This window comes from Pseudoflavonifractor sp. HNCC25GI2 (genome assembly GCF_058136395.1).
Genome location: NZ_JBYUOW010000002.1, coordinates 50,551 through 77,217, shown reverse-complemented (window position 1 = coordinate 77,217; position 26,667 = coordinate 50,551). Strand labels below are relative to the sequence as shown.

Sequence of the window (26,667 nt, the reverse complement as noted above, 5' to 3'; positions counted from 1 at the left end):
ATTATACGGTTTCATAGCTGATTTTTCCCTCCACAATCATGCTGACTATGTTAAGACCGTCATGTGTGACTGAAATACGGTTGCTGCCGTGCTGCAGGTGGAAGAATCTCTCTGTGGTAAAGTCGCACTGTTGGTAGCGATCCGCCACCACATTACCGCCGGCACCCAGCTCGGTAATGCGGTAGGGAATCTGGGTGGCGTCAATGACCAGGCGGTTGTCTGAGGGAATCGTCCCTGCATACCGCCCGGTGGCGTAGAGCACATTGTCTACATACTGCATCCACACAGGATTTACACACGGTCCGAAGATGGAAATCTTACAGGGGCTGTCCTCATAGCTGTCGCTGTCAATGACCAGAGTGTTAGTGGAAAAGTCGGCATAGGAGTATGGGTACTGATAGGGATAGTTCTTTCCCCCAATAGACATAGCCCCGCTCTGGGCGGACACCGTTTTATAAAACTGCCCCGTGGTCAGAAATGTAACGCCGCAAACCAGTCCGTTTCCGCCTTCCATCCGCTCCCCCTTTTCCAATAGTGTGAGTCGTACCGGCACACGGTAGGTTTCATCGGTCTGGTAGGTGAGAACCAGTGGGACGGCACGGACAAACCGTGAAAACTCCCGATAGGTTCGGTAAGCATCCTGCCCGGCAAAGAGAATTTGTCCGGTCAACTCTCCCTGGGCGAAAAGCTCCTCCAGAGGGATAAATTCGGCGCCGACCTGCTCAAACTGTGTGTTGTCCGCATATCCAAAGCCGTCAATGTCATGAAAAAAAGAAGTTCGGCTGCATAAGTCCCAAGTAGCGCCCTCACGGTTTGTGAGCCTGAATTTTCGTATCATAGGTAAGCCCTCCCCAGTTCCCGGTTGATGCCATCGGTCAGTTCTCCGACCAGAGTACCGGAGTCCAGCACAATTTTGCAGTTTGCCAGCTTGGGCAAATACCTTGTCATGACGGCGCACATAGCATCCAGCTTGGCGCCCAAACCAGCGTCAGAGAAATCAGTGCCGGAACCCTGTCCGTGCGCCCACCCGCCATCCAGCAAGGAGTCCACCGAACCGGTCAGGCGTGGGTTGATGGTCATGTCCCCGGCCACTTTCCCGATGGCAGACTGCACCAGCCCTCGGCTTTTCTCAATCCCTTCAGCCAGTCCACTCATGAAGTCCGGCATCCAAGACTGGTAGTCGGTCAGCGGCCCCACATCCGGTACAGAGAAGTGCAAATAGGAGCGGATGGTGTCCGCTACATTGCAGACTGCGTTTTTTACTGCGGAAAAGGCGCTTTTAATACCATCGACAATGCCCATAATTAGATCCTTGCCCCAATTAAAAGCACTCTTTGCCAGCCCTACAATGTGGTCTTTCACAATAGTGAAACCTTGCTTTACCGCATTAAACACATTTTTCATGGCATTGGACACACCAACTTTAAGGCTGGTAAAGACTTGAACGACCGCTGTTTTGATGTTCTCTACAACGGTCACTACTGCTGTTTTTAAGGCATTCCATGCGTTGATCAGTGCATTTTTCAGGCTACCCATAATAGAGATTACTGTGTTTTTGATAGCCTCCCATATCTTTATGACAGCATCTTTTATCGCAGTGACTACGGTTGTTACCGCTATTTTGATTGCTTCCCAGGCGGCTGTAATACCAGCCTTGATTGTCTCCATAACCGTCAGGATGGCAGTCTTGATGGCTTCCCAAGCAGCGGAAACCGCCGCCTTAATTGTCTCAAGCGCCGCTTGGATTGTTGCTGTGATCCGCTCCCAGGCATTGGAGATGGTGTCCCGAATCACCGTAAAAGCTGTGGTGATAGCGGTGGTGATTGCTTCCCAAGCGGCGCCGAGCGCGGTTTGGATGCCGGTCAGGGCAGACGAAAAAATCCCGGTGATTTGAGACCACAATCCGGTGAAAAACGATGCGATGCCGGTCCACACAGTCTGGGCCGTATTAGAAATCGCAGACCACACCGCAGAGAAGAAACCGCTGATACCGTTCCAAACGGTCTGGGCGGTAGTGGAGATAGCGCTCCAGGTTGCGGACAGGAAACTGCTGATTCCTGTCCATGCCGTCTGGGCCGTGCTCTGAATACCGGACCAGAGCGTAGAAAAGAAACCGCCCAAGCCGTTCCAGATACTTTGTGCCGCAGAGGTGATGCCGCTCCAAATAGTAGAGAAGAAGGAACCCAGGCCGTTCCACACTGTTTCGGCGGTGGAGCGGATGCCATCCCACAGGCCCTCAAAGAAGGAAGCGATGCCGTTCCATACTGTTTCTGTAACGGACTTGATACCCTCCCACGCGGCGGATAGGAAGTCTGCAATGGCACTGACCACAGTGGTGACCACACTTTTCATCCCTTCCCAAACGCCGCCAAGCCACTCCACAATGGTTCCCCAATTCTGAATGAGGGCAATGATTCCAACTATGGCAGCGGCTACTGCAGCAATGATGGCAATGATAGGGAAAATGGATATATTCAGCGCCCCAAAGGCCACCGAAAGCGCCGCGATGACCGGGGTCAACGCAGTAAAAGCCGCCAGAAGCACACCGAGGATGATGATAAAATTCTGCACTGGTTCAGGCAGGGCGGAAAAGACATTGCTGACAGCAGTGATGATTGCTACCAGCGGCGGCAGGATCACATTAGCCAGCTCTACCAGCTTTTCTCCCAGAGGCACTAGAGCTTGCTGCAGCTGCCTGGTGTTTGCCTCCATCTGCTGCGTTGGTGTGAGAGCGGCGTCAAACATTCCCTGAGCAGAACCTTTGACACTCTCATAGGCTGTCCCCACCGAGGTCAACGAAGTAATGAATTTCAGGTTGCCATCTTCCGCCATGGTGCCGAACGCCTGCGCCGCCATATTGAGGGCATCCTGCTGGCTGGTGCAGCTGGCGATATCCGCCACGATGGAGTCAATCACCTCTTTCTGTGTGGCGCCGCCTTGTTGCCAAGCCAGAAACAACTCCTGCGTTTTCGTGGAGTAAAGACCGATATTCTCCTCAATAGTGCCGTCTGCCAGGCGGGTGGTTACCTCATTGATGGCATCATTCACCTTGTCCAGATTGTAGGCGCCGCCCTGCAGACCGTTATCCAGCAGTTGGAAGTATTCAGAAGCAGAATAGCCGGCCTGGGCGAACTTCCCTGCGTACTCAGACAAGTTGTCTCCCAACTCGTTGGTCTTGTCCAGGCCGTTCTGGGTGCCGGTAACAATGTAGTCCATAGCCTCTTGCGCTGTCAGACCATATTGCCTCATGAGGGAATTGACACCGCGAAGGGTCTCGTTCATGTCGATGCCGTAGAGCTGATCCAAGGTCAGTGCTTGCTGTGTCAGGTGGGATAGGTCAGCACCAGACAGCTCACCCAGGTTCTTTTTCACCATAATTACAGCGTCCGCAACCGCATCCATGCTGTCTCCCACGCCGGAGCCGTAGACCTCTTTTACAATGCCTGCAGAGGCTTCCGCTGCAGCCCCTGTCTCGCCGAAGTAGGCGCTGACCTTGGAGGCTGCGTTTTCAGCTTCCGAATAGGCATTGACTGCCGCTGATCCAAATTCCTGCAGCTTATCGCCCACAGCAGATAATTGGTCTGACGCCTGCATGATTGCGGTTCCCTTGGTGGCCTCGGCGATCTCGCCAACATCGTCCGCTGCGTCTTGGGCAGCATCGCCGACATCACCCAGGTCTGTAATCAAATTGTGCAGTGCCTCGCCGTCATCCACGGTGTCCAGAGCATCGGTCAGCTGCTGTATATCGGCCTTGCCGCCGCTGACCGCCTTTCCGATTTTCTCCACCGCCTGCCGCATCTGGTCGGCGGACGCGGAACCATTGCGAATGGCGGATGTGAGCCGCGTTCCCAGCACATCCACAAAATCGTCCAGGTTTTTTCCTGTGGTGTCAAATAGCTTAGACAGGCGCTCTGTATTGACCGCAAACTGGGTCTGATCGATTTGCAGGCCGGACAAATCCGCCTGATACCGATTCAGAGTGCTGCGGGTGGCTTCCACCTCACGTTGAAAGGCCATGTACTGCTCCCTGCCAATGTCACCTCGCTGGAATGACTGCTCGACCTGGCCCTGCGCCTGTTCGAGGGCCTGCAGTTTCCGCGTGGTTTCTGCAATAGCATCCGTCAAAAGCTCCTGCTTCTGCGCCAGCAGCGTGATATTGGAAGGGTCCAGTTTTAACAGAGAATTGACATCCTTGAGCTGGCTCTGTGTGTTTTTGATGGCGTCGTTGACGCTGCTCAAGGACTGCTCCAGTCCACTGGTATCACCGCCAATCTCTACGGTAATGCCCTTGATGCGGTTTGCCATGAAAAGCCCTCCTTTCCCTCAAAAAGCGAGGGCATTGACCCCATGAGAGTCAATGCCCGTTAAAATCGGTTATAGTCGTCTTGTGTGGCAATTTCCCTGTATTTATATTCATCATTCCCGCTTTCGGTGTACATATCATTGACCATGCCGATGGTGAGCAGTCCCAGATCTCCAATGGCGATGCCGAGCTGCACACAACGGAGCAGGAACAGGGGCGTTGTCATTTCCCGCTCCGTTGGGCGGCGTTTTTTTTAGACTGAATATCGGTCTGGAGATTCAACCCCCACAGCTCGATCAGTTGGGGTAGCACCTGGTAGATGGAGAAGGTATTGAACCCATCCAGCCACTCTTCCGGCGTGTCCGGGATTGTGCTGTCGGCGTGTTTCGCCATCACATAAGCGATGTTCTCGAACATTTCCAGAGAAAAGACATCTAAATCAGAGTTCTCCTCATTGCCTTTGTCCACGGATTTCTCCAGGGCTTTTAAATCTCGGAAAATGTCCCGCTGGAATCGACTCCTGTAGATTCTGGGGATGGCAGCGGAGGCGCGAAAGGGTACGGATTGACCATCGATTTCAATCATTTTATTTACGCTCATACCAATCCTTCCTCCTCATCATCAACATCCGTACCGGGGACAGATGCCATCGAATCCGGCAGGTAAACCGCAGTATACCAGTTTTCATAGGCTTCATCGGTAGTCGTATCCGAGGTTCTCGCCTTAACATAGCCGCTCTCTAAAGGGGCTGCGGTAATGGTCAGCGTCTCAGTCTGCACTTCGATTTCATCCTCGTTGGTCGTGGACTCAATCCCCGGACGGGTGGCGGAGCAATTATAGAGCACATGGCGGATCTTCTTCACATCGCCGTCAAACTCAAAAAGAAGAGCAAACCGTTCCGTTTCCGCTTTCGCGTCCTCCACCAACACGCTGTTGCTGTCCAGCGACTCCTTCAGAATATCCGTGCGGAAGGAGTCCGGCACCATTGCCACCTCCAGGTCGCCCTCGTAGCCCATGTTGTTGGGGATGGTGTAGTAGGCATAGCCATCAGCGTAGAAAATAGACGGCTCACCGTTAGGGTCCAGGGACAGGGATACCGCGCCGGGGATAGGAACCGGCGTACCATAGGTGGGTGTGCCGTTTTCCGAGAGGGTCAACGGCGCATAATGCACATTGCAGATGTTGAACTTGACCTTATTCTTCTTCGTCATGGTCGATTACCTCCGTTTCAAATTGGTATAGGACCTCATACAGCTTTTCACTGGGAATCCAGGTCTCGGTCTTGTTGTAGAACAGACTGTGGGCGTCCAGGGCGGTTTCGATCCGCCGCTCCAGCTTAGGGTCCTTGCAGTCGGTGTACAGTTCCAGCCGCACCTCCTGCTTTTTGAAATATGCCCTGCCATCAGCGGCGAAGTTATTGCTTCCCGGCAGCAGATAACAGAGAAATGGCGGTTCCGGGGACTCACCCTCCGCAAAATGGTCGTAGGCGAAAGGGAGCTCCAGAGCCGCCAATAATTGATTCAGTTCCTCCAACTTTAACCCTCCTCCAGAGCCTTTTGGAGATTGTCCTCCAACTGCTGGATACCGGATTCTTCCGCCTGTGCGATATGGGGCTGGGCAGCGACCCGGCCTCCGCCGCGCTTAGCGTGACCAAACTCCAGCAGATGTGTCAGCTGATATCGGTTCTTTGAGTGGACAACAACGCACAGGGAGTTGGAGGTTTCTGTCTGCTTTTTTACCACCCAGCTGTCCGCATATGCGCCGGTATCCTTGGGAGCGGATGCCTTAATCTCATCCCGAACAAAATCGCCTGTCTCCTTTACAGCCTGCTTGACCTGTTCGGTGGTAAGAGCGGCATACGCGCGCAAACGCTCCATGACCGCCTTGGAAAGCTGGTCGATCTCAATGTTTTGTCCCATTGTTACCGCCTCGCTTTCTGACACCGGAATTTTACCGCTTTTCGGGTAAAGTTCATGTGGTCCACGGTGAGGACGTTGTAGATCTCTCCGCAAAATACGATACGGTATTCCGTAGAGTTTACTGCCATCGCCGCGCCGCAGTAGCGGACAGTAAAAGCAATCTCAGAATTTTCCACAGTAGTTCCAACAGCAAACGTCTCTGTACCACCCTCGCCGCTAACTGTAGCGTAGCAGGTGTAGTAGTCCGTCCACTGATTCCGATGGTTGCCGATTTCATCTATGGTGACAGTGTTTTTCTGAATCGTGACCTTTACATTGAGCAGCGCAACCTCCATCAGAACGCCTCCTTCCGCAGACTGAAAAGCAGCGCGCGGAGGGTAAGCAACAAAGCGTGGTGATCTGCCTCCTCCCGATGCTCATAAAGGTATGCCGCAGCGTAGAGCACCGCCGTGTGGATATTGGGGTCATCCTGTTCCGTCAACTCCGATACCGGGACGCGGATCACGCTGGCGCACAGCTCTTCGGCAGAGTGGATAAGGGACTGAATCAGGGCGTCCTCATCCTCGAAGGTAATGCGGAGATAAGTTTTTGCTTCCTCCAGGGTCACAGGCATGACCGCACCTCCTTATGAGAAGCGGCGCCAGAAGCAATCCCCTGGCGCCGCTCATGTTTACGCATCCTTCTGTACCAGGACCTTGATGGCTTCCGGCAGAACCAACTTGCCGTCCACACGCTGGGAACCCAGGAACCCCACCTGACCGTTGGCGGCATACAGCTCGTTCAGACGGCGGAAGGAACGCCCCTGTCGATCTGCGATCCAGTAGTAGCTGAAGTCACCGAACGCAATGGCTTTGCTGCCAGCGGCCAGCGCAGGCATAAAGGCAGAGGTCTTGACCGGACGGCCCAGAATGGTGTCGGGGTTGCCCATCACCAGGGAGGGCTGCCACAGGTACTGACCGCTGTTGTCCTTCAGCTTTCGGATGGCCTTGATGGTGGAATCATTCAGCACCCACACAGCATTCTTGCGGTAGGGGGCTTTCAAGCTGTAGAACAGATCCATCAGCTCATCTGCTGTGATGGTGGCAGCGGAAATGGAGGTCACGCCGATTTCCGCTCCGCCGGACTCCGCCAGAATGCCCAGAGGCTTGCCGCTGCCATCACCGATGAAAAAGGCTTCCTCTTCCTTTGCCCCGATCCGCCGGGCAAATTCTGTGGAAATATAGCTCTCAAGGTCAAATACACTGTCGTTCAGCAGTTCCTCGGACACCTTGATCAGCGTTCCCAGCTTATAGGCCCCAATGGACACCTGGCTGAAGGCATCATCGCTCTCGGTGAAAGCGCCCTCCTCATCGATCCAGCTTGCCGTTCCCTTGGTGGCCACCACGGGAATTTTACGGTCGCCGCTGGAGGTTTGGATCACCTTGGCGATCTGACGAAAGATGTTCTCCTCCTCCAAAGCAGACACCAGTGTACGCTCGAACTCATCCGGCACCAGATAGCCGCCCTCCGAGTCAGCCCCGATCTGCAGGGCGTTCATGGCGCCCGGTGCGGGGGCCTTGGAGCGCATCACATCCCAGAAGCTCCGTTTGTACTCATTGGTAGCGCGGCCTGTTTTCTCCTCGCCGTTGCTCTGACGGGGCTTGCCGGTAATGGGGTGGTTGACCGGCTGATTCAGCTCGGCGTCCAGGGCTTCGCGGCGCTCCATACGGGCAATCTCCTTGCCCAGGTCGGAGATGTCCTGCTCCATACGGGAGTAGGTAGCGTCATCCTCGGCGGACAGGGTGCCCTTGTCGGTGCGGTGAGAGTCCAGAAAAGCCTTGGCAGCGTCCCAGGCCTTGGCGCGCTTCTCGCGCAGTTCCAAAATAGTCATGGTAGATTTCCTCCTTTAATGTTTCAAAAGATTGAGCCGCTCGTAGAGAACGTCTACGGAGCGGCCCTTGGGTTCCGCCTTGGAGGCGGGACGAGCGGTTCTGCATTTTTCGGCTATCCTATCCATGAGGGAATTGACTACCGATGCTTTGGAGTACAGCATGGTGACTGTCGGGGATTCTACATCCTCCGCTTTAGCAGGCCGTTTCATCACCGCATCGGCGAAGCCCAGCTCTACTGCTTTCCCGGCGTCCATCCAGGTTTCGGCGTCCATCAGATGGGACAGCTTAGCGCGGGACAGGCCGGTCTTGATTTCGTAGGCGTTAATGATGGAGTCCTTGACACTGGAGAGCATCTCGATGGCCTTCTGCATCTCAACCGTATCACCCATTGCCACGGTCATAGGGTTGTGGATCATGAGCATGGACACCGGGGACATGAGGACCTTGGTACCTGCCATGGCGATGACGGATGCGGCGGATGCCGCGATGCCATCGATCTTCACCGTTACATCGTGGGGGTAGTCCATCAGCATATTGTAGATCTGGGCCGCTGCCACACAGTCCCCGCCGGGAGAGTTGATCCAGACGGTGATATTCCCATTCCCGGACATCAGTTCCTCCTTAAAAAGCTGGGGCGTGACGTCATCGTCAAACCAGCTTTCTTCGGCGATGGTGCCGTTCAGATACAGCGTCCGTTCCGCCGGAGCTGTCTCCGTCTGGGCCTGATTCTTCCACTTCCAAAACTTCTTCATCGGCATTTTCCTCCTTTCCGTCATCATTGGATTCGGTATTTGCAAAAGCCCCTGCGTCCTTGAGCGGGAGCATATTGCCGTTGATCAGGTACAATTCGCCGCCCTCCTCGGCGGGGATGCGGTCGAGATTCTCCAGCTCCCGGATGTCATTGGCGGACATCCAGCCATTCTGCCGACCGATGGCGTACCCGTTCATGCGGCTCTGATAATCGCCGCGAAGCAGCCCCTCTACATTGAATTTCACGAAATACTGGGATTTTTCGTCCGGCAATAAGAGCGACCGATGAATGGTCTGCTCCCAGCGGATCACCCATGGGTCCAAGGTGTATTTCACGAACTCCAGAGATTGCTGTTCAATATTAGAAAAGCTCGACTTTTCCAGGTCGCCAACCATGTGGGGTGGCACTCGGAAAATTCGAGCGATCTCATTGACTTGGAATTTCCGCGTTTCCAAAAACTGCGCCTGTTCCGGCGAGATACCGATAGGCGTGTATTTCATACCCTCCTCCAGAACGGCGATCTTATTGCTGTTGCCGCTGCCGCCGAAGGTGGACTGCCAGCTCTCCCGCACCCGCTGGGGGTCTTTGATGGTGCCGGGGTGTTCCAATACTCCGCCGGGGGCTGCGCCGTTGGCGAAGAACTTAGCTCCGTACTCCTCGCAGGCAATCGCCATGCCAATGGCGTTCTTGGCCATGGCAATGGGACTGTACCCTACCAGCCCGTCAAATCCCAGACCGGGGATGTGCAGTACATCTGAGGGCGGCAGGTTGACGGTGACGCCCTTCATAGTGGGCGCGTCCTCGGTGCTGGTGGTGTATTGGTAGTAAAGCCGGCCTTTGGCGTCCCTATCCACCACCATGCGGTTTGGCATCAGCGGATAGAGGGCGATAACCTCACCCTTGCCATTACGTATGATCTGGGCATAGGCGTTGCCCCACAGGAGCAGATGGGTCATTAGGGTTTCCCGGAACACAAAGGAACTCATCTCCGGGTTCGGCTCATCATGGAGCAAGTGGTACAGCGGATGATCCAATGCCTTTTCCTTGCCGCCATCTTCTTTGTAGCGGTAGAGATGCAGCGGCAGACCTGCCACCGCCTCTGCTAGGATGCGGACGCAGGAGTACACAGCGGTCATCTGCATGGCGGACCGCTCGTTGACGTTCTTGCCGGCGGTGGAGCCGCCAAAGAAGAAACTGTACCCGCTGCCGGATGTCCGATTCTGGGGCTTGTCGCGGGATTTGAACAAGCTGGAAAAGATGCCCATAGGCTCGACCTCACTTTCTTTTTTGTTTTTGGATATCCAAATACTTGACAGAACCAGGAGAAAGATGTATTCTTTGGTTACAGACTTTATGGATATCCATTAAAGCGAAGGAGATGATAAAATGCTCGGTAGGCCTAAAAAGGAAGACAGCCGCGAAAAGCAATACCGTGTCCGTCTCAATGACAAAGAGGATGAAATGCTAGCTTTTGCCAGCAATGCGACTGGCGTTCCAAAGTCTGAAATCTTTAGAAAAGCTCTGCAGGAGTACTGTGAAAAGGTAAAACTCCAGCAGGCAGCAGAAGAAATTGGGGATGACACATTATGGGAAGATGACCGTATTAGTCTACAGCGCGCTGTTGAATGTCCCTATTGCAAAGCAAAAAATCGCATCGACCTGGAAGATGAAGGGACAGTTTCTACTTCCGAACGACAGATGGGTGATGAGGTAGTTTACGAATTTGAGAATGTGGAGTGTCAGTGCCATAGTTGCGGACGGTCCTTCACGGTGTCTGGATATATTAGTGAGTACCCCATTGGAGCATTCAACGCTGAGAGTCTCAAGGTGGCACCTATCGAACCTTTGCCAGACGAAACAACTCACGCTATCGTTTGCCGTGACTGCGGTGCAGTACTTGAGCCGGGTACAAAACAGAAGCTCTGTCCCGATTGCCGTGAAAAACGCAAAGCCAAGTGGATGGAACGCCTAAAGGCCGGGGCAAAGATTGTTGGTATTATTGGCGTAGCGGTGGGCGCTGCGTACTTGGCAACAAAGGGAGCCAGCGATTCCGATGAATCGGCAGATGACTTTGAGCCGGAATCCCTGGGCGATGACTCTGGCCGCAAATTCAAACTCCTAATGAAGTACCCAGATGGCACTGAGGAAGAAGAGGATGAACTCTTCGATTCCGAAGAGGAGGCAAAAGAGTACGGGGACTACATGATCTCCTGTTCACGGGAAGGTGCGGAGACACTTTATATGTCTAACCCAGGCGACAACCCTCTGGAGGACTATGAAGATCCCGATTATGAAGTAATCGAAACGGAGTGATCAGCAATGTTGGTGCTTTGTATCAACTACGCCTGTGACTGGGTTCAAATAACGAATATGGGACGCCGATATACTTGCCCCATGAAGGAAATCGATGGTGAGCTGTACTTCCGTTTTAAGAACCAGTGGCATCGAGTACGGGATTACACCTCACAACTGACATTAGAATTTCGTTAACAGGCAATTTATAAAAACAGCAGCCCCCTGCTGTCATAGACCGATTCGCTGGTGTCGTTGCCGCATCGGATGGCCCGATCAAGGGCCATGATGGTGGCAACGGCGCCATCGATTTTTTCTGTGGATTTTTCCTTGTCTGGCTTGATGTTTCCTGCTGGGTCGGTGCGGATGTCGATGTTGTCCATCATCCAGCGCAGGACGGGGTGACCACCGTGGGCGATGCGCTCCTCCAGCACCAGCTTCATCAGCTCCTTGGTTGGCGGTGACATATCCTTAAAGCCCTGCCCAAAGGGAACCACCGTGAAGCCCATGCCCTCCAGATTCTGCACCATCTGCACGGCGCCCCAGCGGTCAAAGGCGATCTCCCGGATGTTGAACCGCTCTCCAAGCCGCTCGATGAACTTTTCGATGTAGCCGTAGTGAACCACATTTCCCTCTGTGGTCCGGAGGTAACCCTGCCGCTCCCAGACGTCATAAGGCACGTGGTCGCGGCGGACGCGCAGGTCGATGTTGTCCTCCGGTATCCAGAAGTAAGGTAGTACAGTGTATTTGTCCTCCTCGTCCAGCGGCGGGAAGACCAGCACAAAGGCGGTAATATCCGTGGTGCTGGACAGATCCAAACCGCCGTAGCAGACCCGGCCTTCCAAATCGTCCTCCGAGGTAGCGAAGGCGCAGCGATCCCATTTCTCCATGGGCATCCAGCGCACCGCCTGTTTGACCCACTGATTCAGCCGGAGCTGGCGGAAGCTGTTTTCCTCGGCGGGGTTCTGCTTGGCGGATTCACAGGCCGCTTTGACCTTGTCAATGCCCACCGTGATACCGAGAGAGGGATTGGCCTTCTTCCACACTTTGGGGTCTGTCCAGTCATCTTCCTCATCGGCGCCGTAGATGACCGGGTAGAAGGTAGGGTCAATCTTCCGGCCTTCCAAGATGTCCTTGGCTTTCTGGTGTGTCTCGTAGCAGATCGAGCGGGTATCCGTCCCCGCTGTAGTGATCAGGAAGTAGAGGGGCTGCATCCGGGCATCCCCGGAGCCCTTCGTCATAACGTCAAAAAGCTTCCGGTTTGGCTGGGTATGCAGCTCGTCAAAAACCACGCCATGGATGTTAAAGCCGTGCTTTGAGTAGGCCTCCGCCGAGAGCACTTGGTAGAAGCTGTTGGTGGGATGGTAGACAATGCGCTTCTGGGAAGCGAGGATTTTGACCCGCTTAGAGAGAGCCGGACACATCTTTACCATATCCGCCGCCACCTCGAAAACGATGGACGCCTGCTGGCGGTCGGCAGCGCAGCCATATACCTCGGCGCGCTCCTCACCGTCCCCGCAGGTGAGCAGAAGCGCCACCGCAGCGGCCAGCTCCGATTTGCCCATTTTCTTGGGGATTTCGATGTAGGCGGTGTTGAACTGCCGATAGCCGTTCTCTTTGACCACGCCGAACAGGTCGCGGATGATACGCTCCTGCCAGTCAATCAACTCGAAGGGCTTTCCCGCCCAGGTGCCTTTTGTGTGGCAGAGACATTGGATGAAGCTGATGGCATAGTCCGCCAGGACCTTATCATAGTGGGACCCCTTGGCCATGAAGGGCGTTGGGATGTACTTCTTGAGCTTTCTGATGTCTGTCACCTCCGTAAAATGAGCATAAAAAAACAGCCCTGCGCGGCTGCAACGAGGAACAGAGCCTTCCGGCTCCATCCCTTTGGGTGTTATGTTGTGGTTGCTTTAGTTTGCCCTAGTCATCGCCCAGGCAATGGCGTGCCCGTTATCGGTGAAGGTATCATCCGAAATGCCGACCAGTTTGATGTCGCCTTCGCAGGTGTGATCCCCGGTGGTGAACCGATAAACGGCGCCGTAGTAGCTGCGCCCGTTGGGATTGTAGAAGTACCCGGCGGCGAGGATGCGGTCGCCAAAGGTAAGGATGGTACCCAGGTTGTTCATCAGCTTCATTTCCAGGTTTTCCGGGGTGGTGACTTCGGGCAGGCGGTAGGCTGCGGCCTTCTGAGCGGTAGTTTTCTTCATGTTCGTGTCCTCCAATTCGGTGCGTTTTCCCTTTTGGTGTGTACATATTCGCTCTAAAAGCGAATAATAGCAAGTCAATTCGAAGGAATATATTACACAAACATGGCGCTTGGATATTGTGTGTTTTACAGCTTCATTCCGACCGCTGGTAGCGGTGGATGGTCTGGATAATGGCGTCCTGCTCATCTGGCGAAACACCAATGCTGTCCAGAGCTTCCCGCGTTCCACAGTCCGGGCAGATAAGGGTCTCGTTGTCCAGCCGGGAAAGCGCCGGCGGCTCGTGGTAGACCTTGCCGCAGCGGGGGCAGATTATCAGGCGGGTGACGTTATCTTCTTTCATGGGGCTTCATCCTTTCTCTGCTGTAGCGGCAGGCTTCCAGGAGCTTGTCAACGGGAAACCCGAAGAATCGGTACCCCTGTCCGCAGATGCTCATGTAACTGCTGGTGGGAATGCCGTAGGGCCGCTCCTCGCGCATGATGTACACGAAAGCTCTCCAGCGCCGGAGCTTGCCGGTGCGGATGCCTTTGACATCGAGCGTCATCTCGGTTTTGTAGTAGAAGCTGGGGAATCCTTCATAGCGATCCAGTGCCAATTCATCCTGACCGGTGACCTCCCATACCGCAACCGGAACCGTGCATCCCGCTTCCGGTTCAATTGTAAGGTAGGAGCCGGTCTTGCTTCCCTTGAACAGGAGCCGGTAGTCCTGCAGCTCCGAAGTGCCGATGATTCTCGCCCCTGGGCAGCGCCAGCGCATCTGCTGGACATTGAGATTGCTTCCGTAGGCAATGTAGTAGCGTTTCATTCTGTGAACCTTCCTTTCCGGGGCGCATACCCCTTCTACCACCGAAAGCCCGCATCAGCGGGTTCGGGGGCCTCTGGGCGGCGTCCTTCAAGCGGCTGCTCTGCCGTTGCGGAAGGCCGCGTCACCGGAAAGGCGGCGGGTCAGGATGTCTCGTGCGGTTTCAAACTCCTCGCCAATGAAACCCAGGCGGAGGAGCCAGGTACGCATGGCGTATTTGGGGTTCTCGTTCTGCTGGGGCTTGGGGCTGGCGGTGCGCACCGTCTTGGACATTTGGCTGAGCGCCAGACAAAGCTGAATGTAACTCTTCAGCTGGCCGGCGTGAAGGCCGTTGCGCTTACCGTTGGCGGGGGCATCGAATTGGAAAAGCCGGAACTCGACCGTGCCTTTGGTGAATGTGGCGTGGAGGTTGAGCATATGGTAGCGGCTGTCGTTATAATGGTGGCTTCTGCCGTAGTTCGCACCCTGACTCCCGTACCAAATGTCGGCAAGGTCTGCCATGGTGGTGGGCTTCCTGCGGTTGAGCTGTTCCAGGAAGCGGGGGTCAACCGTGCGGCAGTACCGGCTCATGCGGTAATGGTCGAGGTTGAGGGCTTCGGCCAGCAGGCTCTCGTGGCTGGCCATAATGTTGGCCAGGTTGCGCAGGGTCTGCGGTGTGTGACCCTTGGCACCGATGTGGATGTGTACTCCGCAACCCCTGGTGGAGTCGCTCTTGGCGCCCGCCCTGCGAAGTCGGCGAATCAGCTCCTGTAGGGTTTCCATGTCGGCGTAGGTCAGGATCGGGGTGACCAGCTCACATTTTTCGCTGTCCGGGCCGGAAATGGAAACGTCCTTCTGGAATTTCCACTCGCGTCCCTGGCTGTCCCATGCGCTCCAGGTACTGTACCCGTTGCGGTGGGCGGTGTTCTCATAGCGCCCGGTGCCAAAGAACTCGGCGGCGATCTTTGCCGCCCGGCTGCGGTCGATGCTGTTCATCTCGACCTCGACCCCAATGGTCTGCTTCTTCATTTCTTCGATCTGGGTTTTTGTTTTCTCGTTCATGGTTCTACCTCCTGGCTGGTGTTGTTTTCTCTTTCGGTAGTGTCATATTACCTCTGAAGGTACACTATATCCAGGAATATCTGAGCCATAAACTACACGATATTGTGGTCTAAAAACTGTGCATCTTACAGCGCCTTATCCCTTAACCTTGCGGCAGATATCCTCGCCAAAGGCTACGTTCAGGCCGCTGCCGTTATCCCAAGCTACCAGGATGCTCCCCACATCGTCCACGCCCAGCACCGTGCCTTTCGTCCCAACCGGAGGGGCTTGGGGGTCATCCATGTGGACGAGTTCCACACGTGCGCCCTTGGGATAGCGCGAGCGGAGGAGCGTCAGCGTTTCTTTACTCGGAAGCCGCATCGTCTGCCACCTCCTTCTGGGGTACCGTCTTGAAAGCGGAGCTGCCGGTCAGGTTCCGAAGGAGGATCTTGCGCTCCTGCTTGTACTCTGGTCCAATGAAACCCAATCGTAGTAGGAAACAGCGGAAGGCATACTTATCATTGCCTGTGTCCCGCTCTTTGGCGGTGATGCGCTTCTGGTTCCTGGCCATCTCGCACAGGGCGCAGATGAAGTGGTCGTAGGCCTTGACCTCCTCCGGCGCGGGCGTCCCGGCAAACCAGGGAAAGGAGACCTTCGTCTCGCCGACTTCGATGGGCAGTTCCTCCACCCCCAGAGCTTTGCGGATCAAGCTGCCCTTCGCCGCCGTGATGCCCTTGAGGTTTTGCAGCGCCGTTTCGGAGAACAGGCTGGCGGGCATGGAGATGCACAGCCCGTCCACCTCGGCGGGAGACGGTTCTGCATTCTCGGATGTCTCGACCGCTTGCGGCTCGGCGGTGAAACCCTGGCTGTCCAGCGTTTCGATGAGGTTTTCGATCTCCTCGCTGTCGGCACAGTCATCAAAGGTGACGCCGCCGTTGCGGTCAATGGTGAAGTAGTCCACCTGGTAGGCGAAGCTGGGTGCGCCCAGGTATTTGGCAGGGGCGCCGGTGATTTCGCTGATAGCGGTCACCAGCCGTTTGCGGTCGGCGCCGGTCAGGTTGTATCGCAGGGTCATTTCTCGTTCCTCCTTGATTTTTGGTAGTCACATATTCGCTCTGCGGCCCCCAAATATCAAGTCAAATAGAGACCTGGGATTGTAGAATTATGTGGGAGATAATTGTGTACTGAACACAATGCCGGAGAGGACAAACCAGACGCAGGGCAGTGCCACACCGTTGCCCCACATCTTGTACTCCGCCGCATCGGAGTATGGGGTTTTCAGCCACTTGGCGATCTGCCGCTCCGTCTTGGGCTTCACGGAGGGATTCACGGCTCTGCGGTGTGTCTCCCAGACCTCCGTCCAGAATGCGATGTCGTCCACGGTCGGCTCCGGGGTTTCCAGGCCGGCGCACCACCAGTCCGGGAAGCCTTGCAGCCGGGCGCACTCAGTGGGTGTCAGCCGCCGCACGGTGTAGCCGCTGTTCACAGCGGTGGGGTCTTTGTAATCCCTTGAGAGCAACGCCGGCGCCTTTTCCTCCTCGACCTGGACATAGCTATTCATGGTCATGGCGTAGGACTTCTCCTGTGTGACCACGGCAATCCCACCTTGATTGCAGCCGGGGTTTCCACCTCCGGTGTCCAGGGTGCGGGATGTCCGGGCTTTGTAGATGCCGGCGTGGGGATTGCTGGAGAGCATGGCCTTGGACTGGTCGGAGGAGATGCCAAAGGCCACAGGCTCGAAAAGGGTCTGGTCGTTGTTGCAGCCCAGTGTAGCGGACTTGTCCTTCTGGATGAGCGTTCCCTTCCCGCCGCCCTCGCAGCCGGAGCAGATCTTCAGCACCAGAGGCACATTCATCCCGCCTGTCCCCATGCGGGAGGTCAGCGTCTGGACGGTACCGTCATCGGCGATTTTGATGCGGCTGTCGATGGGGTGGCTCTCCAGCGCAATAGCGGCGGGAACCACGCCGGCCCGAAGCGTAGGGGCGCGCTCCGGCTCAAAACCGATACCCCGGCTGTCCGCTGAATGTTCGGTGCAGAAGCCGGCGGCATCCAGTACACAGGGTGGATGCCCATGGTGTTCTGCCCGGAGGGTGGCGGTAACTTCACTGGACACATCCATGCAGCTCCCGCCCTGGTCGTTCAGGCAGATGCCTGCCGCTCCAAAGCCAGCCGCAGGATCTCTGGCAGCTCTTTGCCACGCACGGAAGCCCTCCGCAGAATACCCTGACAGGCCTTCGGACTCAAATAATACTTGTCCGGCACCCCAGCCTGCAAAATCTGCGACAAGGAAGATGCGGCGTCTTCGCTGGGGGACTCCCCAGTGTTGCGCGTCAAGAGTGCGGTACGCAACGCTCCACTGCTCTCCCATGTACAGGTCGGCGTAGGGCCAGAGGTTTTTCTCAGGCATAGGCACCTGGGCGCCCGGTTCCTTGATCCCGATGACCGCTTCGAGGACGGCCTTGAAGTCCTCTCCGTGGTTGGAGCTGAACGCGCCGGGGACGTTCTCCCATACGATGTATCTTGGATATTTGCCATGGGTGGCATCCCTCATTTCCTGAATAATGCGGATGGCCTGGTAGAAAAGGACGGACTGTTTTCCATCCAGACCGGCCCTCCGCCCGGCGATGCTCATGTCGGTGCAGGGGGAGCCGAAGGTGATGATGTCCACCGGCTCGATCTTCCCGCCATCCATCTGGGAGATGTCGCCGTAGTGCTTCATAAAGGGAAGCCGCTTGGCGGTCACCCGGATGGGGAACGGCTCAATCTCCGAAGCCCACACCGGGGTGATCCCGCAGAGCAGACCGCCCAAAGGAAAACCCCCGGAGCCATCGAAGAGGCTGCCGAGGGTCAAAGTCGTATTCGATTCCATGGGCACCTCCTCAGAACAGTGGGATATCTTCCGCATCGTCCCCGGCCACCTCTTCATAGCGGTAGGTCAGGCCGTTCCGCTGGAGGGATACACCGTCCGCTTTGCCCACCTGCTCGATGTACCGCTTCACAATGACATCGCAGAACTTTTCGTCCAGTTCGATGGTGCGGCAGACGCGGTCGGTTTGCTCACAGGCGATGAGGGTGCTGCCGGAACCGCCGAAGGGGTCCAGCACGATGGCGTTGCTCATGGAGGAGTTCAGAATAGGATAGGCCAGGAGTGGGATAGGCTTCATGGTGGGGTGATCCTTGTTCTTCTTAGGCTTGTCGAACTCCCAGATGGTGGACTCCTTCCGCCCGGTATACCACTGGTGTCTGCCTTTCTTCTTCCAGCCGAAGAGAATCGGCTCATGCTGCCACTGGTAGGGAGAGCGGCCCAGCACCAGGGACTGCTTCTTCCAGATGCACGTCCCGGAGAGGTAGAAGCCGGCGTCTGAGAACGCCTTTCGGAAGTTCAGTCCCTCGGTGTCCGCGTGGAACACATAAATGGAGGCATCGTCCGCCATGGCTTCCTCGGTATTCTGAAACGCCGCCAGCAGGAAGTCATAGAAGGCGGCGTTCTCCATGTTGTCGTTCTTGATCTTCCCGGCGCCGCCCTCATAGTTGACATTGTAGGGCGGGTCGGTGATGACCAGGTTGGCCTTCAGACCGTCCATCAGCAGAGAGAAGGTTTCCGGCTTGGTGCTGTCCCCGCAGACAAGCCGGTGCCGCCCCAGCGTCCACACATCCCCGGCCTTGGTGATAGTAGGCTTCTGCAGCTCGGCGTCCACATCGAACTCATCATCCTTGACCCCATCTTTCAGGCTGCCTTTGAAGAGGTCATCGATCTCGGCGGGGTCAAAGCCGGTGAGGGACACATCAAAGTCGGCGCCCTGCAGGTCGGAGATGAGAAGCATCAGCTTGTCCTTGTCCCAATCGCCGGAGATTTTGTTGAGGGCGATGTTGAGGGCTTTTTCCCGCTCCTCATCCATCTCCACCACCACGCACTCCACCTCGGTGACGCCCATGTCCATAAGCACCTTCAGCCGCTGGTGACCGCCCACCACCCGACCGGTGGCCTTGTTCCAGATCACCGGCTCCACATAGCCGAACTGCTCCATGGAGCGTTTCAGCTTATCGTACTCCGGGTCGCCGGGCTTTAAGTCCTTGCGGGGATTGTAGTCGGCGGGGATAAGGTCGGCGGTGTGTTTGCGCTCAATCAGCATACTTTTCCACCGCCTTTCTCAGCTCCTCGGTCTTGTCGAGGTTCTCCCAGTTGAACTTGTAGCCGTTGAAGTGGCCGTAGGCGGCGGTGTCAGCATAGATGGGAGCGCGAAGATGCAGCAGGGACATGATGGCAGCGGGCCGCAGGTCGAACACATCCAGCACCGCCAGCCGAATCACATCCTCGTCCACCCTGGCGGTGCCGAAGGTGTCGATCTCCACAGCGGTGGGTTCCGCCTTACCGATAGCGTAGGAGATGGACACCTGGCATTCCTCCGCCAGCCACGCGCCCACCACGTTCCGGGCGATGGCTCTGGCCATGTAAGCGGCGCTGCGGTCCACCTTAGTGGGGTCCTTCCCGGAGAAGGCTCCGCCGCCATGGGCGGCAAGACCGCCATAGGTATCCACCATCAGCTTCCTGCCGGTCAGCCCGGTATCGGCGGCGGGACCGCCCTCCACAAATCTGCCAGAGGGGTTGATGAGAATCTCCACATCCTTGGGGAAACCGAAACGGTCCAGAATGGGATACAGCACCTCGGAGATAATCTCCCGGCGAAGCTCCTCCAAATCCTTGTCCGCATCGTGCTGGACAGACACCACAATGTTCTTCACACCCACAGGCTTCCCGTCCTCATACACCACGGTCACCTGGGCTTTGCCATCGGGACCGATGCCACGAATGGTTCCATCCTGCATTGCTTCGTCCAGCCCTTTGCAGACTTCATTCGCGAAGACCACCGGGACGGGCAGACGGGTCCAGGTCTCCTTGGTGGCGTAACCGTACACGGTGCCCTGGTCGCCGGCGCCGGTGGTGGCGAACACATCACCACTCCCGCTATCTCGCACTTCCAGCGCGGAATCCACGCCGCCGGCGATGTCGGAACTCTGCCGGTGGACATAGACGAACACAATGAATTTCATGGGGTTGTAGCCCACCTTACGGAGGACTTCCCGAACCACCGAGCGGATGTTGATTTTTGCCGCGCAGGTGATCTCCCCGCAGACAAAGATTTTCCCCTTGGTGGCCATAACCTCGCAGGCGCAGCGGGAATAGCGGTCGTGCCGCAGACACTCGTCCAGAATGCTGTCGGCGATCAGGTCGCACAGCTTATCCGGGTGACCGCGCCGGACGCTTTCAGCTGTTTTATATTTGGTCATACTCATTTTCCTTTCCGAGCGGACAGCAGCCGCTCCATCACATCGTCCTGGGGCGTGGCCCCGCCGTACTCGCTGGAACAGTTCTCCTTGACGATCTGGTAGATCTCCATCCACAGGCGGTTGGTCTGGGACATGAAGTTCTGACTCATCGCCACATAGGGGCTTTGAATGGCGTTCCCCGTGGTGGGGTGCTTGGCGAGGAAGCCGTACTCGGTGATGGCCTCCTCGCACTGTATCCAGCGGGCCACGCTCATGGCGTATCGCTCTAAAAGCTGCGGGGAAACGAGAGCGGCGCAGCCCCGCTCCGCCAGCCAGGTCCAGGTCTTTTCATAGATCTCGGCGGCGACCAGTGTCTTGCCATCCTTCTGGGTGGCGGACAGCATGGCTGACGGTTTCGGCATGGGCTGACCTTCTAAATCGGCTGTGTCCTGAAAGTCGATGACAGTCAGCTTCCTTCTGCCGGGATTGCCCTCGGCAATTTTGTCTGCGAGGGGCTTCTTCTTTGCGCCGGCACCAGCACGGGCGCCGCCGCGGTTGGTACCGTCTTTGGCCACAGGCTACCTCCTTTCTCGGCCTGGGGTATATACCCCCTTTGAAACCGCGATTTTGTGCGCGAGACCCCCGGCCCGTTGCACGGCCCACAGGCTGTAGAGATTTTTATCCCCCTACCGGGTCAGTGCTTGTGCCAGCGGTCCCCGCACTGGGCGTGGATTCTGGCGTGGCAGGATTTACAGAGGGCAACGAGGTTGTCCCGTGCGTGTGTGCCGCCCTCAGAGAGAGGTACCTTGTGATGCACCTCTTCGGCGGGGGTCAGCCTGCCATCCCGCTGGCACAGCTCACACAGCGGATGCTCCTGGATGTACCGGTCGCGGATGCGCTTCCAGGCGCGGCCATACCTGCGGCGTACAGCCGGGTCACGGTCGTACTTCTCATAGCGTTTGGCTTCCGCTTTAGCGTGCTCCTCGCAGAACCTGCCGTCCGTCAGCTTGGGACAGCCGGGGTACGAACAGGGGCGCTTGGGCTTTGTAGGCACCGTTCCACCTCCTTCCGGGCATAAGAAAAGCCACCGCAGGGGGTGGCCCCACGATGGCTTCGCTTGATTCTCTTGGCAATTTTAATGATACACTACGGAGCTACTCTCATTCAATACATCGAACTATCATGTTTCCTGGGGGACGGGAAATTCCCGCAGCGCCCAATCGTGGAGACGGTAGATGTGCTGGATGGAATAGCCCATGTCCACGGCGATCTTCTCCCAGGGCATGAAGCACAGATACCGCTTCTCCAACAGGAGCTGATACTCGTCGTTGGGGATGGATTTCACCCGGCGGGTGATCTCCCGCTTCAAGTCCACCAACTCATCGATGTCGTGGTTGATTTCATTCTGCAGGTCGATGATTTTGACCACCGCTTCCGCCATGCGGGACTCGGACCGGTTGGGATTGTGGGGCATCCCCGTCAGGGTGGCAGTTGCGTGGGTCGCTAAATCGTTCAGAGTCGAAACCTGCTGGATTTTGGCGTTGATCCGGGCATCCAGCAGCCGGGCTTGGGATAAATATTCTTTCGCTGTCATTTTCGCACCTCCAGATCCGCTTTGACTGCGTTGATCAGAGCCGACTGCGCCCGTTCCTTCTTTTGAAGGGCGGACATGATCCGCTCGTCAATGGTGTTCTTCGTGATAATGTGGTGGATGACCACAGTTGTGTCTTTCTGCCCCTGCCGCCAGAGCCGGGCGTTGGTCTGCTGGTAAAGCTCCAGCGACCAGGTCAGTCCGAACCAGACGAGGGTGGAACCGCCGGACTGCAGGTTCAGCCCATGGCCGGCGGACGCCGGGTGGATGACCGCCACCGGGATCTTGCCCTGGTTCCAATCGGCGATGTCCCGGCTGGTCTTGATCTCCCGGACGATGAACCGCTCCCGGATACGCTCCAGATCGTGTTTAAACCAGTAGGCCACCAGGACGGGCTTGCCGTTGGCGGCTTCGATGAGGTCCTCCAGAGCGTCCAGCTTGCGGTCGTGCAGACGGAGCACCCGTTTGTCCTCCCCGTACACCGCGCCATTGGCCATCTGGGAGAGCTTGTTCGCCAGAGCCGCCGCGTTCCCGGCGTCCACCTCTTCACCGTTCAGGGAGAGCACCAGCTCCGCCCTCATGGTGTCATAGGCTTGCCGTTCCTTTTCGGAGAGGTCGACCTTGACCTCGTTGACCACGCATTCCGGCATATCCAGATAGTCGCCGGCCCGCATGGAGATAGTGATGTCGGAGATCTTCTCATAGATGGCGTCCTCGGCTCCCGGCAGGGGCTTGTAGGAGAACACCACCTGGGCATTGCGCTTGTCCGGCTGAAAGTAGGCGCTGCGGTACCGGGTGATGAACCGACCCAGGCGTCTGCCCATGTCCAGCACCCGGAACTCCGCCCATAAATCCATGAGTCCGTTTGAGGAGGGCGTGCCGGTCAGGCCCACGATGCGTTTGACGCCGGGCCGCACCTTCAGCAGAGCGCGGAACCGCTTGGCCTGGTAGCTTTTGAAAGAGGACAGCTCATCGATGACCACCATGTCGTAGTCGAAAGGTAGCCCGCTGTCCTCCACCAGCCACTGGACGTTCTCCCGGTTGATGATGTACACGCTGGCCCTCTGCAGGAGCGCCGCCTTGCGCTGGGCTTCGCTGCCGACCGCAACCGAGTAGGTAAGCCCTCGCAGGTGATCCCACTTCTCGATCTCACCGGGCCATGTGTCCGCAGCCACGCGGAGCGGGGCGATGACCAGCACCTTGCGGACCAGGAAGCTGTCCAGGCACAGGTCGAAGATGGCGGTCAGGGTGATGACACTTTTGCCGAGACCCATGTCGAGGAAGACCGCCGAAACGGGATGCTCCAGGATGAAGTCCGTGGCGTAGGTCTGGTATTTATGAGGACTGTATTTCATCCAGTATCCCTCCAATCTGCTCTGGGCTGTCGATGCGATGCACCGGAAAGCCCAGGGCTTCCAACTGCTGTTTCCGCCTTATCTGCAAAGGCCGGAGCGCCTTGCCGGGCGCTTTCAGCTCAATGAAGGCGATTTTCCCCTTGGGGAGGAGCACCAGGCGGTCTGGCACTCCATCAAACCCAGGGCTTATAAACTTGGGTGCGAGACCGCCCATGATTCGGACGGCCTTCACCAGCTTGGCTTCAATGGCTTTCTCCCGCATATCGGCCTCCTGTGTTCCGGGAACCGAAAAATCCCCTTATGCGCGTATATGCGTGTTTCGCGTGCTGATGACCTCTATTTCTTACATCTTTCGATATATAAGAAATGTTGGGAACACAGGAACAAGGAAGCCGGTTTTCCTTGCCGCTTATGGGGCTTCCACCGTTCCCATGGGGTGTTCCGGCGGGGGTTCCAAAGTGCGGAGCTGCCCCTGGGAACTTGTTCCCGGATTTTGTGCCTGAGCATATCTTCATTGGGAACACCCCTTCGGAACAAAGACGTACTGCGGCCCATAGAGGGGGATGCGCACCTTGCTCTCCTCCCGTTTCCAGCCCAGCCGCGCCAGGATGCCCGTCAGCTCATTGCTGTCGGTGCGGCGCAGGTTGGCCCGTTCCTTGCCGAAGCACTCGCACCAGATCTCCATATTGGACACGTTGGTGCGCTTCACCGTCCCCTTCTCCTGCAGACCGCCGAAGTCGGAGCCGGTGAGGAAGTTGCGGCGTTCAAAGAGGTCCATCTCCGCCCAGCGTTCCGGCAGCAGGGTGTCCAGATACTCCCGCACCAGCCCTTCGCGCTCATCGGACTCCATGGCTTCCCGCTGCTCGTCCTTGGCCAGCGCGTCCATTTCGGGAGAGAGGTAGAGCTTCTCACCCTGCCGCACATACACGAGGGCTTCCGCCCAGATCTGTAGGATCTCCTCGTGGGTCAGATTCCAGGACTGCTTCTTTCCGCTGCCGGGGGTCTTGACCGGCCAGAAGCGGCGGTTGCCGGTGGTGTCGCGCAGATAGCCGGACTCGGCGTTGGTGGTGCCAAAGAACACGCACTGGCGCAGATGGGGCGTGGCCCGTTTGCCGAACGCAGCTCGGTAGATGTCGTTCTGCCGGGAGAGAAAGGAACGCAGGGTCTCCACCTCGGCCTTCTTCAGCCCGGCCAGCTCGCCGATCTCCAAGATCCAGTACCCCTGGAGCTTCTCGGCGGCGGTCTTGTCCTTGGTGTCACCCAGGTTCAAACTGTCCGAAAACCACTCTCCGGCCAGCTTTGCGATGAGGGTGCTCTTACCCACACCCTGGGGGCCGTTGAGCACCAGCATGGAGTCGAACTTGCAGCCCGGACGCAGTACCCGGCTGATGGCGGCGCAGAGGGTCTTCCGGGTCACCGCCCGAACGTATGCGGTGTCGGCGGCGCCCAGATAGTCCACCAGCAAGGTGTCCACGCGGGGGACCTTATCCCATTCCGGCAGGCTCTCGATGAACTCCCGGATGGGATGATAGGCCCGGTCATCCGCCACCTTGGTCACGGCAATATCGTAGTTCCGAGCGGAGAAGGTGCCGTAGTGGGCGTCCACATAACTGATGAGCTGGGCGTCATCGGCGTCCCGCCAGAACTTGGATGGGTGCTTCCAGGGTACCTCGCCCTTGATCTCCATCCCGTCCAGGAGCTGGTTGAACACCACGCCCTTGAGGTTGGGGTCGTTCTCCAGAATGAGGGTCAGGTTGTGCAGGGTGTTCTTCACATGGCCGGACTTGTCCAGTTCCAGGCCGTTTTGCCAGTCCTCATCGGAAAACTCGGCGCTGGCCTGGGCGATGCGCTCTTCGGCGAAGACTGCTTTGACCTTATCATCTCCCAGGACGAGGTCGCTCATGGCTTTGAAGGAGGGCAGCTTGCCCGGCGGGGTGTCCAGCCCTGCGTTCTCGTCCAGCTCCCGGAATTTGTGGAGCCGCACCAGGTCGAAGGCGTTTAACAGCTTGCCGCAGACCGGGTCGGTGGCGTGATGGCTGTAGGCGAACTTCCCATCGTACACCACTACGCCGGCGGCGGAGTCCGCGGGGATGTAGTCGTAGCGCCCGTTCATGGCGGACGGTTCGTAGACATCGGAGAGGAAGGCTTCGATGGCTTCCTCAATGGTGTAGGCGCGGCAGAAAGCGCCTACGATGCCGGGCTTTTTCAGAGGGTCGGCCTGCTGAGTGATGTTCCGGCGCACCGCTTCGGACTGGCGGGAGGAAACCGGCCAGGTGGAAGCGTCATGCCAATCGGCGTACTTGGCGAGATAGGCGTCCGGGTCCAGCAACGGGCCTTCCTTGGTTTTGTAGAAGAACTCGCCGTTTGCGGAGGTGGAGGGCCAGTACATCAGGCGGCAGGCTTCATAGGTGGTATCGTCAAACAGGTCAATGCCGATCTCCTTGGCCACCATCCGGGCCACCGCCGGGTACTCCTCCTCGGTGATGTCGCGGGCAAGGGGGATGATCATCCGCAGCCGAGGATGCTCCGGCGTGTGTTTATGGGTGGAGTAGACGCAGCACTGAAAGTCGTGGAGCAGGTCGATCTCGTCCCAGACCCCAGGCTTGCCGTAGTCCATGTCCAGGGTGAGCATGGAGCGGCAGAGCACCATGCCGTTCTTGCGCCGGCCCTCCCGGAGCTGACCGCCCACGAAGCCGCCCACGTCCTTGATGTTGTCCTGGGCGCCCTTCTTCAGCTTGCGGTACTCCTCCACGGTCTCCGTGGTGCGGATGGTGGAGCCGACCCTGGCGCACAGGTCTTCCCAGGAGATGTCCCGGTTCTTCCATTTCTTGTCCATGCGGCTGTTGCCGACAGCGATTTTCATATGGCCACCTCCTGGCAGTTCTCCGTGAAATAGCGGATTGGCTGGCCCTTCCGCCTGGCCTTCTCGATCTCGATGCTCATGCCCTTGGAGATGGTGTCCCCAAACACCCACAGCTCGGCGCATTTGGTGAGCAGGACGATGTCCATGAACAGGGCCAGATCCCGCTCCCTGGGGTTGGCGTCATCCATGAACCGGGGAAAGTACAGATGAGGCGCAATGGGGATATACCCGGCGTCCACGGCGAAGCGGCAGTAGCGCGCCGCCTTTTCCTGGTTGCCCTCCAGATCCCCGGAGAGCGGTGAGCAGATATACACGACCGGACGGAAGGAGCGGAGCTTGCGCGCCTCGTTCTCGATCCGGGTCAGGGCTTCATAGGCCGTAGGGTCGTAGTAGCCCTCACAGTTGAATTTGTTGATTCCCATAA

Annotated in this window: 30 protein-coding genes; 1 reads left to right on the top strand and 29 read right to left on the bottom strand. The window is 57.1% G+C overall.

What is annotated here, in order from left to right:
- Nucleotide 1: 1 nt before the first annotated feature.
- Genes AC3YUO_RS02950 through AC3YUO_RS02895 form a run of 12 tightly spaced genes read right to left on the bottom strand, consistent with a single transcriptional unit; the run spans nucleotide 2 to nucleotide 10,109 of the window.
- Nucleotides 2-838 (bottom strand): phage distal tail protein domain-containing protein, encoded by an 837-nt coding sequence (locus AC3YUO_RS02950; protein ID WP_489961565.1) that lies wholly within the window; start codon nucleotides 836-838, stop codon nucleotides 2-4.
- On the bottom strand, nucleotides 835-4,305 hold the full coding sequence (locus AC3YUO_RS02945; protein ID WP_489961564.1) for a phage tail tape measure protein: 3,471 nt from the start codon (nucleotides 4,303-4,305) through the stop codon (nucleotides 835-837). Before AC3YUO_RS02945 ends, AC3YUO_RS02950 begins: the two co-directional genes overlap by 4 nt.
- 59 nt (nucleotides 4,306-4,364) lie before the next feature.
- Nucleotides 4,365-4,529 carry a hypothetical protein gene (locus tag AC3YUO_RS02940; RefSeq protein ID WP_489961563.1) on the bottom strand — a complete coding sequence of 55 codons (165 nt, stop codon included), beginning with the start codon at nucleotides 4,527-4,529 and terminating at the stop codon, nucleotides 4,365-4,367.
- The gene (locus tag AC3YUO_RS02935) at nucleotides 4,526-4,903 is read right to left on the bottom strand and encodes a hypothetical protein (RefSeq protein WP_489961562.1); all 378 of its coding nucleotides are present in this window, start codon (nucleotides 4,901-4,903) and stop codon (nucleotides 4,526-4,528) included. Before AC3YUO_RS02935 ends, AC3YUO_RS02940 begins: the two co-directional genes overlap by 4 nt.
- On the bottom strand, nucleotides 4,900-5,514 hold the full coding sequence (locus AC3YUO_RS02930; RefSeq protein ID WP_489961561.1) for a major tail protein: 615 nt from the start codon (nucleotides 5,512-5,514) through the stop codon (nucleotides 4,900-4,902). Before AC3YUO_RS02930 ends, AC3YUO_RS02935 begins: the two co-directional genes overlap by 4 nt.
- On the bottom strand, nucleotides 5,498-5,836 hold the full coding sequence (locus tag AC3YUO_RS02925; protein WP_489961560.1) for a hypothetical protein: 339 nt from the start codon (nucleotides 5,834-5,836) through the stop codon (nucleotides 5,498-5,500). Before AC3YUO_RS02925 ends, AC3YUO_RS02930 begins: the two co-directional genes overlap by 17 nt.
- Before the next feature lie 2 nt (nucleotides 5,837-5,838).
- Nucleotides 5,839-6,222, bottom strand: coding sequence for an HK97 gp10 family phage protein (locus AC3YUO_RS02920; protein WP_489961559.1), 384 nt, complete (start codon nucleotides 6,220-6,222; stop codon nucleotides 5,839-5,841).
- 2 nt (nucleotides 6,223-6,224) lie between these two features.
- Nucleotides 6,225-6,557: a phage head closure protein gene (locus AC3YUO_RS02915; RefSeq protein ID WP_489961558.1), complete on the bottom strand. Its 333-nt coding sequence runs from the start codon at nucleotides 6,555-6,557 to the stop codon at nucleotides 6,225-6,227.
- Nucleotides 6,557-6,835, bottom strand: coding sequence for a head-tail connector protein (locus tag AC3YUO_RS02910; protein ID WP_489961557.1), 279 nt, complete (start codon nucleotides 6,833-6,835; stop codon nucleotides 6,557-6,559). The genes AC3YUO_RS02915 and AC3YUO_RS02910 overlap by 1 nt, the downstream gene beginning before the upstream one ends.
- Nucleotides 6,836-6,892: 57 nt before the next feature.
- A complete protein-coding gene (locus tag AC3YUO_RS02905; RefSeq protein WP_489961556.1) occupies nucleotides 6,893-8,092 on the bottom strand; it encodes a phage major capsid protein in 1,200 nt (399 codons plus the stop codon).
- A 15-nt stretch (nucleotides 8,093-8,107) separates the two neighbouring features.
- Nucleotides 8,108-8,845, bottom strand: a complete 738-nt coding sequence (locus tag AC3YUO_RS02900) for a head maturation protease, ClpP-related (RefSeq protein WP_489961555.1) — start codon at nucleotides 8,843-8,845, stop codon at nucleotides 8,108-8,110.
- Nucleotides 8,742-10,109 (bottom strand): phage portal protein, encoded by a 1,368-nt coding sequence (locus tag AC3YUO_RS02895; protein WP_489961554.1) that lies wholly within the window; start codon nucleotides 10,107-10,109, stop codon nucleotides 8,742-8,744. Before AC3YUO_RS02895 ends, AC3YUO_RS02900 begins: the two co-directional genes overlap by 104 nt.
- Before the next feature lie 121 nt (nucleotides 10,110-10,230).
- Between AC3YUO_RS02895 and AC3YUO_RS02890 the strand changes: the two genes are divergently transcribed.
- Complete coding sequence (locus tag AC3YUO_RS02890) at nucleotides 10,231-11,157, top strand: hypothetical protein (RefSeq protein ID WP_489961553.1); 927 nt, start codon at nucleotides 10,231-10,233, stop codon at nucleotides 11,155-11,157.
- A gap of 185 nt (nucleotides 11,158-11,342) precedes the next feature.
- On the opposite strand, the gene AC3YUO_RS02885 is transcribed toward AC3YUO_RS02890, so the two are convergent.
- The 17 genes from AC3YUO_RS02885 to AC3YUO_RS02805 form a co-directional block, all read right to left on the bottom strand.
- The gene (locus AC3YUO_RS02885) at nucleotides 11,343-12,944 is read right to left on the bottom strand and encodes a terminase large subunit (protein ID WP_489961919.1); all 1,602 of its coding nucleotides are present in this window, start codon (nucleotides 12,942-12,944) and stop codon (nucleotides 11,343-11,345) included.
- Between the two features lie 105 nt (nucleotides 12,945-13,049).
- On the bottom strand, nucleotides 13,050-13,346 hold the full coding sequence (locus AC3YUO_RS02880; protein ID WP_489961552.1) for an Nmad4 family putative nucleotide modification protein: 297 nt from the start codon (nucleotides 13,344-13,346) through the stop codon (nucleotides 13,050-13,052).
- A 133-nt stretch (nucleotides 13,347-13,479) separates the two neighbouring features.
- On the bottom strand, nucleotides 13,480-13,686 hold the full coding sequence (locus AC3YUO_RS02875; RefSeq protein ID WP_489961551.1) for a hypothetical protein: 207 nt from the start codon (nucleotides 13,684-13,686) through the stop codon (nucleotides 13,480-13,482).
- Nucleotides 13,673-14,149, bottom strand: a complete 477-nt coding sequence (locus AC3YUO_RS02870; protein WP_489961550.1) for a gamma-glutamylcyclotransferase family protein — start codon at nucleotides 14,147-14,149, stop codon at nucleotides 13,673-13,675. Before AC3YUO_RS02870 ends, AC3YUO_RS02875 begins: the two co-directional genes overlap by 14 nt.
- Nucleotides 14,150-14,236: 87 nt before the next feature.
- Entirely contained in the window at nucleotides 14,237-15,187 is a 951-nt protein-coding gene (locus AC3YUO_RS02865) for an amidoligase family protein (protein ID WP_489961549.1), read from the bottom strand.
- A 135-nt stretch (nucleotides 15,188-15,322) separates the two neighbouring features.
- Nucleotides 15,323-15,547 (bottom strand): DUF4314 domain-containing protein, encoded by a 225-nt coding sequence (locus AC3YUO_RS02860; RefSeq protein WP_489961548.1) that lies wholly within the window; start codon nucleotides 15,545-15,547, stop codon nucleotides 15,323-15,325.
- Complete coding sequence (locus AC3YUO_RS02855; RefSeq protein WP_489961547.1) at nucleotides 15,531-16,241, bottom strand: virulence protein; 711 nt, start codon at nucleotides 16,239-16,241, stop codon at nucleotides 15,531-15,533. Before AC3YUO_RS02855 ends, AC3YUO_RS02860 begins: the two co-directional genes overlap by 17 nt.
- An 87-nt stretch (nucleotides 16,242-16,328) precedes the next feature.
- Nucleotides 16,329-18,035, bottom strand: coding sequence for a DNA cytosine methyltransferase (locus tag AC3YUO_RS02850; protein ID WP_489961546.1), 1,707 nt, complete (start codon nucleotides 18,033-18,035; stop codon nucleotides 16,329-16,331).
- A 10-nt stretch (nucleotides 18,036-18,045) separates the two neighbouring features.
- On the bottom strand, nucleotides 18,046-19,299 hold the full coding sequence (locus AC3YUO_RS02845; protein WP_489961545.1) for a site-specific DNA-methyltransferase: 1,254 nt from the start codon (nucleotides 19,297-19,299) through the stop codon (nucleotides 18,046-18,048).
- A complete protein-coding gene (gene metK / locus AC3YUO_RS02840) occupies nucleotides 19,289-20,455 on the bottom strand; it encodes a methionine adenosyltransferase (protein ID WP_489961544.1) in 1,167 nt (388 codons plus the stop codon). The genes AC3YUO_RS02845 and metK overlap by 11 nt, the downstream gene beginning before the upstream one ends.
- A 2-nt stretch (nucleotides 20,456-20,457) precedes the next feature.
- Nucleotides 20,458-21,009, bottom strand: coding sequence for a P27 family phage terminase small subunit (locus tag AC3YUO_RS02835; RefSeq protein ID WP_489961543.1), 552 nt, complete (start codon nucleotides 21,007-21,009; stop codon nucleotides 20,458-20,460).
- Between the two features lie 119 nt (nucleotides 21,010-21,128).
- The gene (locus AC3YUO_RS02830) at nucleotides 21,129-21,488 is read right to left on the bottom strand and encodes an HNH endonuclease (protein ID WP_022189879.1); all 360 of its coding nucleotides are present in this window, start codon (nucleotides 21,486-21,488) and stop codon (nucleotides 21,129-21,131) included.
- A 126-nt stretch (nucleotides 21,489-21,614) separates the two neighbouring features.
- Nucleotides 21,615-22,028: a DUF1492 domain-containing protein gene (locus AC3YUO_RS02825; protein ID WP_489961542.1), complete on the bottom strand. Its 414-nt coding sequence runs from the start codon at nucleotides 22,026-22,028 to the stop codon at nucleotides 21,615-21,617.
- The gene (locus AC3YUO_RS02820; RefSeq protein ID WP_489961541.1) at nucleotides 22,025-23,380 is read right to left on the bottom strand and encodes an SNF2-related protein; all 1,356 of its coding nucleotides are present in this window, start codon (nucleotides 23,378-23,380) and stop codon (nucleotides 22,025-22,027) included. The genes AC3YUO_RS02825 and AC3YUO_RS02820 overlap by 4 nt, the downstream gene beginning before the upstream one ends.
- Nucleotides 23,361-23,642: a VRR-NUC domain-containing protein gene (locus AC3YUO_RS02815; protein ID WP_489961540.1), complete on the bottom strand. Its 282-nt coding sequence runs from the start codon at nucleotides 23,640-23,642 to the stop codon at nucleotides 23,361-23,363. Before AC3YUO_RS02815 ends, AC3YUO_RS02820 begins: the two co-directional genes overlap by 20 nt.
- 249 nt (nucleotides 23,643-23,891) lie before the next feature.
- Nucleotides 23,892-26,243 (bottom strand): virulence-associated E family protein, encoded by a 2,352-nt coding sequence (locus AC3YUO_RS02810; protein ID WP_489961539.1) that lies wholly within the window; start codon nucleotides 26,241-26,243, stop codon nucleotides 23,892-23,894.
- Nucleotides 26,240-26,665, bottom strand: a complete 426-nt coding sequence (locus AC3YUO_RS02805; RefSeq protein WP_489961538.1) for a DUF7768 domain-containing protein — start codon at nucleotides 26,663-26,665, stop codon at nucleotides 26,240-26,242. Before AC3YUO_RS02805 ends, AC3YUO_RS02810 begins: the two co-directional genes overlap by 4 nt.
- Nucleotides 26,666-26,667 lie beyond the last annotated feature (2 nt).